We start from the raw sequence: 13,136 nt of genomic DNA, 5'->3' as shown, positions 1-13,136 counted from the left end.
CCCCCCAGAACATCGCTCCCCGCTGTCCGCGTGCGGCACCCCCTGCCGCGATCTCGCCGGCCCCGCGTCGTCACGGCGCCCGATGGACAGAGCGTAGAGCGCGGAGGAATCAGGCGGAATGGGCAGAGGTCCCCACCCGCGTCAGGTCAGCCCCGAGTACGAGTGCAGCCCGTTGATGACCGTGTTGACGATCGTGAAGTTGAAGACGACGCTCGCGAAGCCGACGAGGGCGAACCAGGCGGCGCGATCCCCGCGGAAGCCGACGGTGGCGCGGGCGTGGAGGTAGGCGGCGTAGACCACCCAGATCACGAAGGTCCACACCTCCTTGGGGTCCCAGCCCCAGTAGCGGCCCCACGCGGTCGAGGCCCAGATGGAGCCGAAGATGAGCGTGAAGGTCCACAGCACGAAGCCGATCGCGTGCAGGCGGAAGGCGAAGGCCTCGAGGTCGGTCGAGGTCGGCAGGCGGTCCATGATCGCGGCCCCGAGGCGTCCGGCCTTCGTGGAGGCGGGGGCTCCGGCACGGCCGCGGCGCTCGCGCCGGGCCTGGACCAGCTGCATGACGGAGACGACGGCGCCGAGCGCGAACAGGGCCGAGGCGAGGATCGCGACGAGCACGTGGATCACGAGCCAGTGGGAGTTCTGCAGGCTCGGCGGCAGGTGCGCGGCCGGGAGGTACCACATGCGCTGGGCGATCAGCATGATGATCAGCAGCGGGCCGACGATGAACGTGCCGAGCACCCGCATATCGCGGCGCCGCACGGTGACCAGCAGGAACACGGCCATCACGACGGCGGTGCCGGTCATCGCGAACTCGTACATGTTCGACCACGGGACGCGCGCGGTGGCCAGGCCGCGCAGCACGACGCCGGCGAGGTGCAGGGTCGCGGCGGCGCTCGCCATGATCATCGCGAAGGCCCCGGCGCTCATCCCGCCGCTTCCCGATGCCCCCGGCGCGGGGACCGGTTCCCGGTCGAGCACGGCGACGGAGCCGGCCTTGTCCCCGGCCCCGGTGGCCCCGACCGCGGTGCGCTCGCGGGCGGCCAGGCGCGCGTCGGAGCGGCGCTGGGCGCTGCCCGCCAGGTCCGCGGCGAAGCCGAGCAGGGCGAGCACGTACACGGCGATCGCCACGACGAACGCGAGGTTCGAGAGCTGGGCGAGCAGATCGTCATTCATGGTCGGCGTCTCCTGCGATCCGGAGGGCGAGGTCCCCGACGGCCTCGCTGAGTCGATGATCCTCGCTGCGGGCCAATCCCGCCACCTCCAGCACCCGCGCGCCGTCCTCGCGCTCGCTCACGCGCGCCCACAGGCGGCGGCGCGGGACGAACAGGGAGAGCGTGAGGCCCAGGGACGCGAGCAGCGCCATCACGAGGGTGACGCCCTGGAAGGGATCGTGCTTGATGTCGAAGGCGGCGTAGCGCTTGACCCCGTCGAAGGAGATCGAAGAGCCGTCGGGCAGCGTCGCGGTCTCCCCGGGCGCCATGCGCAGCAGGAGCTGCTGGCCGTTCGCGTCGGTCATCGGCGTGAGGGTCGAGACGTCGATCTCGTAGGCGTTCTGCGGCACGCCCGCGTCCATCCCGAGGTCGCCCGTGTACACGGACATCGCCAGCTGCGGGTCGATGAGGTCGGGGAACTGCGAGTGCGGGCCGTTCTCGTCGATCTCGGCGGTGGGCATGAAGATGCCGACGGCGGCGATCTGCTGGGGACGGGCGTCGGGGGCCTTGAGCACCATCATCGACGTCATCATCGAGTCCCGCGGGAGGGTGATCACCGGGCCCTCGGCGACGACGGCGCCCTGGGGGTCGCGGATGGTGACCTCAGGCGCGTACCCGTTGCCCAGGAGGTACACGTTCGCGTCGTCGACCTGGAGGGGCTGGTTCACGCGGACGGTCTGGGCATGGGTCTTCTTCCCGGGCTCGTCGACGGTCACGTCGGCCTCGAACATCGTCGGCTTGCCGAACTCGTGCTCGCTGGGCGTCGTGTCGTACTCGGCGCGGAAGTCGTCCAGGGTGAACTGGAAGTCCTGCAGCCGGGAGCGGTCGAACCAGGGGCCCGAGCGGAAGGAGTCGTAGGAGGCCAGGGAGTTGGAGAACCCCTCCCCCTCGACCACGGTGATCTGGCCGCGGTACTGGGTCAGGTGGCCGCCGGCGACACCGATGAGCACGCCCAGCAGGGCCACGTGGAACAGCAGGTTGCCGACCTCGCGCAGGTAGCCGCGCTCGGCGGTGACGGAGCGGGCGCCGCCGTCCTCCTCGATCACGTCGACCCGGTAGCGGCGGCGGCGCAGGAGGGCCGCGGCGCGATCGATCGGGTCGTTCTCGTCGGCGCTCGCGAGCTCGATGCGGCGGTGCCCCGTGAAGCGGTCGAGGCGGCGCGGGGTCCGCGGCGGCCGGGAGCGCAGCTGGCGCACCAGCGTGATGAGGCGCGGGATCACGCAGCCGATGAGGGAGACGAACAGCAGCAGGTAGATCGCCGAGAACCAGGGCGAGGCGAAGACGTCGAAGAAGCCGAGGGCATCGAGGATCTCCCCGTAGCGCCCGTTCTCGGCGAGGAACTGGTCGGTCAGGGCCGGGTTGACGCTGCGCTGCGGGTACAGCGATCCGGGGACGGCGGCGACGGCGAGCAGGAGCAGCAGCACGAGGGCGGTCTGCATGCTCGTGAGCTGGCGCCACAGGAACAGCAGCGTGCCGCGCGGTCCGAGCCGCGGGAGGGTCGTGCGGGAGCGGTCGCGGGCCATCAGACCACCGGCTCGAATCCGGCGACGGCGGTCTGCAGCTGGGCCATCCAGGCGCTCCACTGCCCGGTCATGAGCAGCACGCCGATCGCGATCAGCAGCGCGCCCGACAGCAGGGCGATGGTGCGGCGGTGGCGCGACAGGGCGCGGCTGGCGCCGAGGGCGCGCTCGAACCCGAGCGCGAACAGCACGAACGGGATGCCCAGGCCCAGGGAGTAGGCGAGCGCGAGGGCCGCGCCGCGTCCGGGCGAGGCGCCCTGGAGGCTGAGGGCCACGACGGCCGCGTAGGTGGGTCCGATGCACGGGGTCCAGGAGAGCCCGAAGACGATTCCCAGCAGCGGGGCGCCCCACAGCCCGGCGTCGGGGCGCGAGGCGATGCCCTTCTCCCCCGACAGCGACGGGAACACGCCCAGGAAGATCAGGCCCATGAAGATCACGATGGCGCCGGCGATGCGGTTGACCCACACGAGGTGGGCCTGCAGCAAGTGCCCCAGCGCCCCGACGAAGCCGCCGAGCACCATGAACACGACGGTGAAGCCCGCGACGAACAGGAGGGAGCCCAGCAGCATCCGCCGGCGACGGCGCGGCGCATCGGTGTCCTGACCGGCGAGCCCGGAGACGTAGCCGAGGTAGCCGGGGACGACGGGCAGCACGCACGGGGAGACGAAGGCGACGACGCCGGCCGCGGCCGCGACCGCGAGGGCGACCCACAGCGATCCGGAGAGGACCGCGGTGGAGAACTGCTCGCCGATGTCCGCGGGGGTCATTCGGCGATCACCGTGTCGAGCATCGAGCGCAGCGTGGAGGGGTCGATCGCCCCGGAGATGCGTGCGGCCACGCGTCCCTGCGCATCGAGCACGAGGGTGGAGGGGACGGCGTTGGGCGCGACCTGCCCGCGCAGGGCGTACATGATTGAGGCGTCGGTGTCCGGCACGGACGGGTAGGGGATGGCGAAGTTTTGCTCGAAGGCCTGGGCGGGTCCGGCGGCGTCGCGCACGTTGATGCCCAGGAAGGAGACGCCCTGCGGGGCGTACTCCTCGGCGATGGCCTTGAGGTCCGGGGCCTCCTGGCGGCAGGGCGCGCAGGAGGCGTACCAGACGTTGAGGACGACGACGGACCCGCGCATCGCGGCGATGTCGACGGCCTCCCCCGCGAAGCTGGTGCCCGTGAACGCGACGGGCTCGCCGCGGTCGGCCGGGGCGATCTCGGTGCTCACGCCGTCGCCGGCGACGTAGCCGGTGTCGTAGCGCTCGGAGGTGTCGGTGCCGCAGGCGGCCAGCACGCTCATGAGCGCGGCGCCCGCGGCCCCGCCGAGCAGGCGGCGACGGGTGGGGCGCGGTCGGTGCAGGGGGTTCACGTGAGCTTGCCTCCGGTGGCGTCGACGGCGCCCGGGTAGAGGGCCGCGGCGGGCTCGGCGTAGTCGACGCCGAGGAGCTCGTCGCCCGCGAAGCGCAGGCTGGTGACGGAGCACAGTCCGCACTGGCGGCGGCGCGGATCGTGGACCAGGGGGCGGCGCTCGGCGGAGCGGCGGGCCACCCAGATCGGGAGCTGATGGGAGACGATCACGGCCTCGTGCCCGGCACCGCGCGCACGGGCGTCGCGGATCGCCGCGATCATCCGCGCCTCCTGGACGCGGTAGGGCTCCCCCCACGAGGGGCGCAGGGGGTTGACGAAGAACGGCCAGTGGCGGGGGTTCGTGAGGCGCCCCTCGCCGTGGCCGACGCGCAGCCCCTCGAAATGGTTGGAGGACTCGATCACGCGCTGCTCGGCGCCGACGGGAAGGCCGTGCGCGGCGGCGATCGGGGCCGCGGTCTGCTGGGCCCTCAGCAGCGGGGAGGCGACGACGTCCACGATGTCGGCATCGGCCAGGTGCTCGGCGACGAGCGCCGCCATCTGCTGCCCGCGATCGGACAGGCGGAAGCCCGGGAGGAGACCGTAGAGGATCTTCCCGGGATTGTGCACCTCGCCGTGGCGGACGAGGTGGACGGTGGTGCTGGTGCTCATGGAATCCTCACGCTGGCGCCGCACCCCGCGAGGGGCGGCAGGACGGACCGGCTCACGCTAGCAGGGAGACCTGTGCGCGCGGGGGCGCGCGCGAGGGCGAGGGCGGCGCCGGAACGGGTCAGGCCGAGGCGCGAGAGCCGGGCTCCTCCTGCGGGACGGCCTGGCGCAGGATCCGCCCCAGCTCGAGGAAGTCGGCATGGCCGACGCGGTCCAGCAGCACGGTGCGCACGGACTCGACGTGCACGGGGGCGGCGCGGACCAGCAGCGCCATCCCCTCCGCGGTGAGCACGGCCTCGCGTCCGCGTCCGTCGGCCGCGCAGCGCACGCGCTCGACGAGCCCGCGCCGCTCGAGCCGGGCGACGGTGTGGGTCAGGCGCGAGCGCGAGTGCACCACCTGATCGGCGAGGTCGGACATGCGGATGCGCTGCTCGTCCTGCTCGGACAGGCGCACGAGGATCTCGTACTCGTGCAGCGTCAGGTCGATCGCAGGGTCGGTCTCCAGCACGTTCGAGAGCTCCTCGAGGATCGAGGTCGCCGCGAAGATGAACGAGCGCCAGGCGTACTGCTCATCATGCTCGAGCCAGCGGGGCTCTGCCGTCCGCGCCTCGGCGAGCTCGTCCTCACCCGCTCCGCCCACCGCGCCTGCGTCTGTCGTGCCTGCGTCTGTGGTGCCTGCGCCTGTCGTGCCCATGCGTCCTCCTGGTTCCTCTCACCGCGCCCTCAGCATGCCCGGGAAGGGTGCTGGGCGTCATGCGCACCCCGTGTGATGCACGCCGCGCGGATCGCTCTGTTGCATTCTCCCCCAAAATGATTTAGGTTTCAAGCAACGCCGATCCGGAGCCCCTCCGGAGACGCACCGAGGACGGCCCGCCCCCGCGGACCGCCGCACCGACCACCGCCGAGGAGGCACATCATGACCGCACTTCCCGAGGGCCTGACCCAGGGTACCTGGACGCTCGACGCCAGCCACTCCACCGTGGGCTTCACCGTCCGCCACGCTGGCATCTCCAAGACCCGCGGCACCTTCGAGGGCGTCACCGGCGCGCTCGAGGTCGGCGAGAGCCTCGAGGACCTCCGCTTCTCCGCGGACATCGACGTCGAGTCCATCGACACCGGCAACGCCGACCGCGACGGCCACCTGCGCTCCGCCGACTTCTTCGACGTCGCCCAGTTCCCGACCATGACCTTCCGCACCACCGAGGTCTCCGGCGACACCCTCAAGGGCGACCTCACGCTGCACGGCGTGACCAAGCCGGTCGAGCTGGAGCTCGAGTTCGAGGGCACCGCGACCGATCCCTTCGGCACCTACCGCGCGGGCTTCTCCGGTGAGACCCAGATCTCCCGCAAGGAGTTCGGCCTGACCTGGAACGCCGCGCTCGAGGCCGGCGGAGTGCTCGTCTCCGACACCGTCAAGATCGCCATCGAGGCCGAGTTCGTGGCGCCGACCGCCGCCTGATCGACCTCCGCTCGACAGAGCAGCGGCCGCAGCCCCGCGTCGCCGGCCGAGCGGGCCGTCCACCTCCGGGTGGGCGGCCCGTCGGCATGCACGGGACCTTCGGCACTGACATCGGCACCGCGGGCGATGCACGATGGTCACATGGCTAACGATCGTTCGTTTCAACAGCAGACGTCTGCTGGCGGAACCCGCGAACGCCTGCTCGACGAGGCCCGCGACCTCTTCGCCCGCGACGGCTATGTGGGAACCTCGATCCGCGCTATCGCCACCGCGACAGGGATCCGCGAGAGCTCCGTCTACAACCATGTCCCCTCGAAGCAGGCGCTCCTGGACGCCGTGCTCGACCGCGCTGACGCGCGCATCGAGGAGATCGCCGCCGCTCTGAGCGCCCCGATCGCCGACGGGCAGCAGGCCGCCGCGCTCTACGAGGGAATCGGGCTCGACGAGCTCGAGCGGCTCGCCCGCGGGTTCCTCGACGCCTGGCTGCACGATGCCGACCTCCTCGCCGCGCGGCGCATCCTCACCCTCGAGCAGTACCGCTCCCCTGCCCTCGGCGCACGCCTGCGCGACCTCACGATCCATCGCCCGCTGCGCTTCCAGACGGATCTGTTCGGCCGCCTCATCGCCAGCGGCGCCTTCATCCCCGCAGACCCAGCGGCCGTCGCGCTCTCGTTCTGGGGCCCGATGCTCGCGATCATGGGCATCGCCGAGCAGGGCGACGGCGAGGCAGAGGCCCGCAGACTGCTGCGCAACCATCTCGAGCACTTCCGAGGACTCCACATCGCCGCCGAAGGGGCCGCGTCATGACCGCGAACCACCGCGCCCTCGTCACGCTCGCGATCCTCCAAGGCCTCTCGACACTGGTCGGAGCCGTGCAGCTGCTGCTCGTGCCGCAGTGGTACGCACCCATGATGGACGGGACGCCCTTCGCGGGACGCGCGGCACTGGCCGCCCTCCTGCTGGGCGTCATCACCGGCGGCACGCAGTGGGCTGCGGCCCTCCTCGGGCTGCGGCGCTCGCGCTGGGCGCTGCTGGCGCATGCCGTGGCGGGCGCGACGATGTGCTGCTTCATCGGCGGCGAGTGCCTGGTCCTGGCGATGTTCATCTGGCCGCATGCCCTGTGGGGCGGGCTCGGTCTGCTGCAGCTGCTCCTCGTGCTGATCGCCCTCGGCGTGCTCGCCCCGCAGGAGCCCGCCCGGGCCTAGATTGGCTCTATGCCCTCTGATCCCGCACCACCTGCTCCGACCGATCCCCTCGCCCGGGTGCAGGTGCTGACCCGCACCGGCTGCCACCTGTGCGATGAGGTGTTGCCCGTCGTGCGCGCCGAGGCCGACCGCGCCGGCAGCGCCGTCGAGCTCGTGGACGTCGACGCCGACGTCGCACTGCGGGAGGCCTGGGGAGAGCAGGTGCCGGTGATCGTCGTGGACGGCCGCGTCCACGCCCGCTACCGGGTCGATGCCGCCACGCTGCGCAAGGCCCTGAAGCCCGGCCCGCGCTGGCGACGCCTGCTGCCGGGCGGCTGACCGCTGTCGAGCACTGGCGGTATGGCGGGGACCGCGACGATATTTCCGCAGTCCCCGCTCCAGCGCCACCTCTCGGCATGGGAGCCGGCGCAGGAGCCCGCCCGGACCGCCCCGCATGCACGAGGGCCGCCCCTGGGATCTCTCCCGGGGCGGCCCTCGTGCATGCTCAGAGGACTGAGCTCACTTCTTGTTGCGACGCTGGTGGCGGGTCTTGCGAAGCAGCTTGCGGTGCTTCTTCTTGGCCATGCGCTTGCGACGCTTCTTGATGACGGAACCCATAGGTGCCTCAGTTCTTCGCTCGGGACGACGGACGGCAAGTCAGTGGCCGCACGCCCCGGCGCGCGGCAGACAACGATCCATGGTACACGGCGCCGTCAGCGCTTCTCCCCCGCCGCCGAGGAGAGATCGGTCGCAGTGTCCCGGGCCAGATCCAGGACGTCCTCCACCGGCTCGACCACCAGCTTCTGGCCCACCTCGCGCACGCGCTCGCGCAGGAGCGAACGGGCACGGCGGCGCTCGGCCATCGAGGCGAGCGCCGCGATCGTCCCGCCCGCGAGCGTCAGCAGCAGGCCGACGCCCAGCCCCAGGATGATCAGCGCCGTCGGCAGCGGCAGCGGGAAGCCGACGCCGTCGACCATCATCATCTCGGGCAGCGGGAGCTGGAAGTAGCCCGCGACCGCGTACAGCGTGAGCCAGCCGAGGCCGACGATCGCCGTGAGCAGGGCGAGCCACTGCAGGACGTCGAGGATCCGCCACCACCAGGCGCGCTTGCGGGCGCGGAGATCGGCGCCGGCGATCGCCTGGTCGAGGGCATCGGGCAGCTCCTCCTCGTGGACGCGGGCGGCCCGGCGCACCGCGCCGCGCCACACGTCGCCCGCGCCGGCGCTCGTGGCGTCGGCGAACTGGCGCACGCCGCCCGAGGCGCGCGCGGCGGTCGCGGCGTCCGGGGCGGGCATCGAGGTGTGCGTGAGCGTCGAGTCCTGGTCGTCCTGGCCGATGCCCAGGCGGCGCAGCGGATCGGGCCGCAGGGAGCGGATCCAGCGCAGCGGCGGCCAGCCCACCTGACCGGCCGCCCGGTGGCGGTAGGACTTCCCGACGGCGTCGGCGACGGCGTCGACGCGCGCGGCGGCCGACAGCTCCTCGGTCAGGCGCTTCACATCTCCAGCCCGCACCTCGGGGGGCAGGTCTCCGACGGGCGCCGAGTCGCGGACCGCGACGGCCGCGGCCGTGACGTCGGCGCGCAGACGCTGCACGGAGGCCTCGCGGCCGGCGACGATCGCGGCGAGGCGATCACGCAGGACATCCACACCCTCCTTCGTCTCCGCGGAGACGGCCAGCACGGGGGCGCTGTCGAGGCCGTCGAGGCGCACCAGGCGCTCGAGGGAGGCGAGCACGCCCGCGCGGTCGGCCTCGCGGATCCGGTCCAACTGGTTGAGCACGACGACGGTGGTCGCGTCATGCGCCGCGAAGGGCGTGACGAACTGGCGGTGGAGGACGTCGTCGGCGTACTTCTGCGGGTCGGTGACCCAGACGATCACGTCGACCAGGCCGGTCATCCGCTCGACGACCTCGCGGTTGGCGAACTCGACGGAGTCCATGTCCGGCAGGTCCAGCAGGATCATGCCGGGCAACGTGCCCTCGGGCGCGGCCTGGCGGCGCAGGATCCCGCGCTTGGGGCTCGCGGCGGCGATCACGGCCTGCTCGAGCGGCGCGCCGGTGCCGTCGAGGACATGGCGCTCGGGCACCTCGAGCCAGTCGAGCAGCCCCTCGCTGCCGATCTCGCCGACGATCGCGGCGACGGGCTTCGAGGTGGTGGGGCGGCGGACGGCCGCGCGGGTCACGTCCCGGCCGACGACGGCGTTGACCAGGGAGGACTTCCCGGAGCCGGTCGCCCCGAAGAACCCGACGACCGTGTGCTCGGCGGACAGGGCGCTGCGGCCGCCGACGCGCTCGACGACCTCGCGGGCGCGGCCGAGGGACTCGTCCGAGGCGATGCCCTCGAGGAGGTCCGCGGCGCGCCCGAGGGCCGCGGTGCGCTCGGCGAGCGGCAGGGCGGTGCGGTCGGCGCGGCTCATGCGAGCTCCCCCCGCTCCGAGCTCGTATCCTCACGGTCCGCGGGCCGGGCATCGATCGACCACGGGTCGACGGGACGCGGTGCGGGCTCATCGGCGTCGGCGACGACGTCGGCGGGAGCATCTGCCTCATCCACCGCAGCCTCACTCGCGACGGCCGGGACCTCGAGGGCCTCGCCCGCGCGGATGCTCGCGGCGAGCGCGTCGAGCCCGGCGGCGTCCTCCTCGAGCTCGGCGGAGGTGGTCGAGGACGCCAGGACGTCCAGGCGCGAGCGGAACGGCTCGGCGCGCTGGGCCACGAGACGATCCAGGCGGTCGGACAGCGCCACCCGGGCGGTGCGGGCCAGGCGCCGCACGGCCTCGTCCCCGAAGATCGTCTCGAGCAGCTTCTGGCCGACCACCGCCGTGGTGGCCCCGGCGCCGACCTCGAGGCCGGTGGGGATGAACGCGGTCGAGGCGAACACCACCACCATCACGGCCACGCCCACGGCGTTGACGCCGAGCGACATGACGCGCGCCTTGGTGCGGCGGTCCGCGCCCTCCTTGCGCACGAGGTCCAGGACATCGCCCTGCCAGGCGCGCACGGCAGACGCGACCTCCTCGCGGTACTCCTCGGGCACGCGCGACAGGTCGGTGCCGTCCAGGAGCATGCGCCCGGACGCCGTGCCGCGCCACGCGGTGTCGGTGCGCTCGGCGGCCCGGGCGGTCTCGTCGATGACCACGTGCACGAGGCCGCTCTCGAGCGCGGTCTCCGCGGCGATCGCAGGGGCGGGCTCCCCCTTCAGGGCGCTCGCGACGCGGTCGCGGACGCGCCCGAAGGCGGTCTCGACGCCGCGGAAGAAATCGCCGGTGCCCACGACGTCCTGCCAGCGGGCGAGGACCTCGCCGCGCAGCAGCGAGCCGTCGCCGAGGACCGCGTCGATGCGCTGGCGGGCGTCGGCGAAGGCGGCGTCGGCCTCGGACTGCAGCCGCGCGATCTCGTCCTCCTGGTCGTCCACGTGCCCGGCGATCGCGCGCGCGGACACGGCCAGCGAGCCGACCGCGCCGGCGAGGGTGCGGCGGGCGATCGAGCCGCGGCCCTGGGCGTCCTCGGCCAGCTCCCGGTAGAACGCGGCGATCTCGGCGACCTTCTCGGGGGCGAGCATGCCCGCCTCGTCGATCTCGGACTCCTCGATGAGGAACAGGCGCGCGGCGTCGAGGTGATCGCGGTCCAGCAGCTTGCGCAGGTCGGCGGCGAGCTCCTCGGCCACACCGGCGCGCGGGGGGATGCGGTTCATGACCACGGCGACGGTCACATCGCGGGCGGCGGCACTGCGGAGCACCTCCCACGGGACCGCGTCGGCATAGCGGTTGGCGGTGGTCACGAACAGCCACAGGTCGGCCGCGCGCAGCAGCTGGCGGGCGAGCTCGCGGTTGCCGGAGGAGACGGAGTCGATGTCCGGGGCGTCCAGCAGAGCGAGGCCGCGCGGGATCGCGGGATCGGCCAGCAGCACGAGGGAGGTCGCGGCGACGTCGCCCTCGGCGGGCATCGGGTCCGGGCTGCGCATCGGGTCCGCGCCAGCGCGTTTCCGATCCCGCTCCCGCACGGCGCCCTCCGGATCGGCGACCACCTGCGCCTGCACGCGGGCCATGCCCGGCAGGATGCGGCTGCCCGCGAACCACGCGGCGTCGTCGGGGTGGTGCAGGAGGATCGGCTGCCGGGTGGTCGGGCGGATCGCGCCGGCGCGCGTCACGGGACGGCCCACGAGCGCGTTGACGATCGTCGACTTGCCCGCACCCGTGGAGCCGCCGACGACCACCAGTAGCGGCGCGTCGAGCGAGGCCAGTCGCGGCGCGATGTGATCAGCCAGCTGCGTGAGGGCGGCGGAGACGTCGCGTCGGCCCTGCTCCGCGCCCTCGAGCGGCAGCGGGAGGCGGACGTCGCGCAGGTGCGCGGCGAGCCCGTCCAGCGCGTGGGGAGCGGCGGGGGCAGCGGCGGGGACCGGTGTGCTCATGGCGACATCGTAGGCGCGACCTCAGTCGTAGAACGGATCGAGGCCCCACTCCGGGAAGATCGTGCGGCGCACCGCCTGGATGCTGCGGTCGAGCGCGGAGTCGGGGTCGTAGCCCGTCGACCACGGCCGCGGCGCCGGGGCCCTCTCCCCCGTGTCCCCGAAGCGCGCGCCCGGGCGCGGCAGCGGGAGGCCCTGGGCGCGGGCGAGCTCCGCGGCGCGCTCGACGTACGCGGTCGGCAGCGGGGCACTGTGATCGAGGGGTTCGCCGGTCGCGACCGCGACCAGCTGGGTCCACGAGCGCGGGACGACGTCCGTGACCGAGTATCCGCCGCCCCCGAGGGCGAGCCAGCGGCCGCCGCACACCTCCTCGGCCAGCTCGCGCATCATCTCCATCGCCGCGACCTGCGCCTCCACCGTCACGTCGAGGTCGGCGAGGGGGTCGTCACGATGGGTGTCGGCACCGTGCTGGGTCACGAGCAGGCTCGGGCGCACCGCCCGGACGACGGGGGCGACCACCGCCTCGAACGCCCGCAGCCAGTCCGCGGGCCCGGTGCGCGCGGGCAAGGGTACGTTCACGGCGCTGCCGGGAGCGCCCGGCCCTCCCGTGTCCTGGGCGTAGCCGGTGCCGGGGAACAGGGTCTCGCCGCTCTGGTGCACGGAGATCGTGACGGCGCGCGGCTCGTCCCACAGCGCCCGCTCGACGCCGTCGCCGTGGTGGACGTCGAGGTCGACGTACACGATCTGCCGCTCCCCCAGCTCGAGGGCGCGCTGGATCCCGATCGCCGCGTCGTTGTAGACGCAGAAGCCCGCGGCCTGCGCGGCGCGGGCATGGTGCATGCCGCCCGCGAAGTTCACCGCGCGGCCCGCGCGCCCGGCGGCGAGCGCCTCGACGGCCTGGACGGTGCCGCCGACCAGACGCGCGCTCGCGTCATGGATGCCGCGGAAGACGGGAGTGTCCTGCCCGCCGAGCCCGTACGGCGTCCAGCGGGGGTCGCTCGAGGGAGCGCCGGGGGCCGAGGCGGCGCGCACGGCGGCGATAAACTCGCGGTCGTGGACGCGCTCGAGGTCCGCGTCGGCGGCGGTCGGGGCGCCGATCAGGACGGTGCCCGGGCGGTCGAACAGGCCCGTCAGGCGGCACAGGTGGGCGGTGAGCTCGAGGCGCACGGGGGACATGGGGTGCCCGGGGCCGAAGTCGTAGGCGGCCAGGCCCTCCTCCCAGACCACGGCGGTGCGCAGGGCGGCGGCGCCCTCGGCAGCGGTCATCCCGGCGTCGGTCATGGCGCGCAGACTAACGGGGATCACCCGCGCACGTAGACTCCCCTCAGCCGTCGCCCGGACGGCGGCGGACCGGCACGG

The 13,136-nt window shown here is 73.4% G+C and carries 14 protein-coding genes; 4 read left to right on the top strand and 10 right to left on the bottom strand.

The window, feature by feature from the left end; all coding sequences use genetic code 11:
- Positions 1 to 141: 141 nt before the first annotated feature.
- From ccsB to FM110_RS08430, 6 genes are all read right to left on the bottom strand, one after another.
- Complete coding sequence (gene ccsB / locus FM110_RS08455; RefSeq protein WP_087104316.1) at positions 142 to 1,173, bottom strand: c-type cytochrome biogenesis protein CcsB; 1,032 nt, start codon at positions 1,171 to 1,173, stop codon at positions 142 to 144.
- Complete coding sequence (gene resB / locus FM110_RS08450; RefSeq protein WP_087104315.1) at positions 1,166 to 2,734, bottom strand: cytochrome c biogenesis protein ResB; 1,569 nt, start codon at positions 2,732 to 2,734, stop codon at positions 1,166 to 1,168. The genes ccsB and resB overlap by 8 nt, the downstream gene beginning before the upstream one ends.
- On the bottom strand, positions 2,734 to 3,498 hold the full coding sequence (locus tag FM110_RS08445) for a cytochrome c biogenesis CcdA family protein (RefSeq protein WP_087104314.1): 765 nt from the start codon (positions 3,496 to 3,498) through the stop codon (positions 2,734 to 2,736). The genes resB and FM110_RS08445 overlap by 1 nt, the downstream gene beginning before the upstream one ends.
- Positions 3,495 to 4,019, bottom strand: a complete 525-nt coding sequence (locus FM110_RS08440) for a TlpA family protein disulfide reductase (RefSeq protein ID WP_087104336.1) — start codon at positions 4,017 to 4,019, stop codon at positions 3,495 to 3,497. Before FM110_RS08440 ends, FM110_RS08445 begins: the two co-directional genes overlap by 4 nt.
- A 65-nt stretch (positions 4,020 to 4,084) precedes the next feature.
- Positions 4,085 to 4,735, bottom strand: a complete 651-nt coding sequence (locus FM110_RS08435; protein WP_087104313.1) for a histidine phosphatase family protein — start codon at positions 4,733 to 4,735, stop codon at positions 4,085 to 4,087.
- A gap of 118 nt (positions 4,736 to 4,853) precedes the next feature.
- The gene (locus FM110_RS08430) at positions 4,854 to 5,426 is read right to left on the bottom strand and encodes a MarR family winged helix-turn-helix transcriptional regulator (protein WP_087104312.1); all 573 of its coding nucleotides are present in this window, start codon (positions 5,424 to 5,426) and stop codon (positions 4,854 to 4,856) included.
- A 222-nt stretch (positions 5,427 to 5,648) separates the two neighbouring features.
- On the opposite strand from FM110_RS08430, the gene FM110_RS08425 reads away from it, so the two are divergent.
- From FM110_RS08425 to FM110_RS08410, 4 genes are all read left to right on the top strand, one after another.
- A complete protein-coding gene (locus tag FM110_RS08425) occupies positions 5,649 to 6,191 on the top strand; it encodes a YceI family protein (RefSeq protein ID WP_087104311.1) in 543 nt (180 codons plus the stop codon).
- A 141-nt stretch (positions 6,192 to 6,332) separates the two neighbouring features.
- Positions 6,333 to 6,998 (top strand): TetR/AcrR family transcriptional regulator, encoded by a 666-nt coding sequence (locus FM110_RS08420; protein ID WP_087104310.1) that lies wholly within the window; start codon positions 6,333 to 6,335, stop codon positions 6,996 to 6,998.
- Entirely contained in the window at positions 6,995 to 7,396 is a 402-nt protein-coding gene (locus FM110_RS08415; protein ID WP_087104309.1) for a hypothetical protein, read from the top strand. Before FM110_RS08420 ends, FM110_RS08415 begins: the two co-directional genes overlap by 4 nt.
- A gap of 9 nt (positions 7,397 to 7,405) precedes the next feature.
- A complete protein-coding gene (locus FM110_RS08410; RefSeq protein ID WP_087104308.1) occupies positions 7,406 to 7,714 on the top strand; it encodes a glutaredoxin family protein in 309 nt (102 codons plus the stop codon).
- Between the two features lie 180 nt (positions 7,715 to 7,894).
- Here FM110_RS08410 and FM110_RS08405 read toward each other — a convergent pair whose 3' ends face one another.
- The 4 genes from FM110_RS08405 to FM110_RS08390 all read right to left on the bottom strand — a co-directional run bounded on the left by FM110_RS08405 (position 7,895) and on the right by FM110_RS08390 (position 13,058).
- Positions 7,895 to 7,993 carry a 30S ribosomal protein bS22 gene (locus tag FM110_RS08405; RefSeq protein WP_003792170.1) on the bottom strand — a complete coding sequence of 33 codons (99 nt, stop codon included), beginning with the start codon at positions 7,991 to 7,993 and terminating at the stop codon, positions 7,895 to 7,897.
- Between the two features lie 95 nt (positions 7,994 to 8,088).
- Positions 8,089 to 9,789 (bottom strand): GTPase, encoded by a 1,701-nt coding sequence (locus FM110_RS08400; protein ID WP_087104307.1) that lies wholly within the window; start codon positions 9,787 to 9,789, stop codon positions 8,089 to 8,091.
- Positions 9,786 to 11,780, bottom strand: coding sequence for a dynamin family protein (locus FM110_RS08395; RefSeq protein ID WP_087104306.1), 1,995 nt, complete (start codon positions 11,778 to 11,780; stop codon positions 9,786 to 9,788). Before FM110_RS08395 ends, FM110_RS08400 begins: the two co-directional genes overlap by 4 nt.
- Positions 11,781 to 11,801: 21 nt before the next feature.
- Positions 11,802 to 13,058, bottom strand: coding sequence for an acetoin utilization protein AcuC (locus FM110_RS08390; RefSeq protein ID WP_087104305.1), 1,257 nt, complete (start codon positions 13,056 to 13,058; stop codon positions 11,802 to 11,804).
- Between the last annotated feature and the right edge of the window lie 78 nt (positions 13,059 to 13,136).

This window comes from Brachybacterium nesterenkovii (genome assembly GCF_900163655.1).
Classification (GTDB): Bacteria; Actinomycetota; Actinomycetes; order Actinomycetales; family Dermabacteraceae; genus Brachybacterium; species Brachybacterium nesterenkovii.
Note: the sequence above shows the minus strand (reverse complement) of the source record. Positions and strands in the feature narration are given on the sequence as shown.

Coding starts and splice junctions, on each gene's coding strand:
- ccsB (WP_087104316.1), bottom strand. CDS start 1,173: ATGAATGACGATCTGCTCGCCCAGCTCTCGAACCTCGCGTTCGTCGTG.
- resB (WP_087104315.1), bottom strand. CDS start 2,734: ATGGCCCGCGACCGCTCCCGCACGACCCTCCCGCGGCTCGGACCGCGC.
- FM110_RS08445 (WP_087104314.1), bottom strand. CDS start 3,498: ATGACCCCCGCGGACATCGGCGAGCAGTTCTCCACCGCGGTCCTCTCC.
- FM110_RS08440 (WP_087104336.1), bottom strand. CDS start 4,019: ATGAGCGTGCTGGCCGCCTGCGGCACCGACACCTCCGAGCGCTACGAC.
- FM110_RS08435 (WP_087104313.1), bottom strand. CDS start 4,735: ATGAGCACCAGCACCACCGTCCACCTCGTCCGCCACGGCGAGGTGCAC.
- FM110_RS08430 (WP_087104312.1), bottom strand. CDS start 5,426: ATGGGCACGACAGGCGCAGGCACCACAGACGCAGGCACGACAGACGCA.
- FM110_RS08425 (WP_087104311.1), top strand. CDS start 5,649: ATGACCGCACTTCCCGAGGGCCTGACCCAGGGTACCTGGACGCTCGAC.
- FM110_RS08420 (WP_087104310.1), top strand. CDS start 6,333: ATGGCTAACGATCGTTCGTTTCAACAGCAGACGTCTGCTGGCGGAACC.
- FM110_RS08415 (WP_087104309.1), top strand. CDS start 6,995: ATGACCGCGAACCACCGCGCCCTCGTCACGCTCGCGATCCTCCAAGGC.
- FM110_RS08410 (WP_087104308.1), top strand. CDS start 7,406: ATGCCCTCTGATCCCGCACCACCTGCTCCGACCGATCCCCTCGCCCGG.
- FM110_RS08405 (WP_003792170.1), bottom strand. CDS start 7,993: ATGGGTTCCGTCATCAAGAAGCGTCGCAAGCGCATGGCCAAGAAGAAG.
- FM110_RS08400 (WP_087104307.1), bottom strand. CDS start 9,789: ATGAGCCGCGCCGACCGCACCGCCCTGCCGCTCGCCGAGCGCACCGCG.
- FM110_RS08395 (WP_087104306.1), bottom strand. CDS start 11,780: ATGAGCACACCGGTCCCCGCCGCTGCCCCCGCCGCTCCCCACGCGCTG.
- FM110_RS08390 (WP_087104305.1), bottom strand. CDS start 13,058: ATGACCGACGCCGGGATGACCGCTGCCGAGGGCGCCGCCGCCCTGCGC.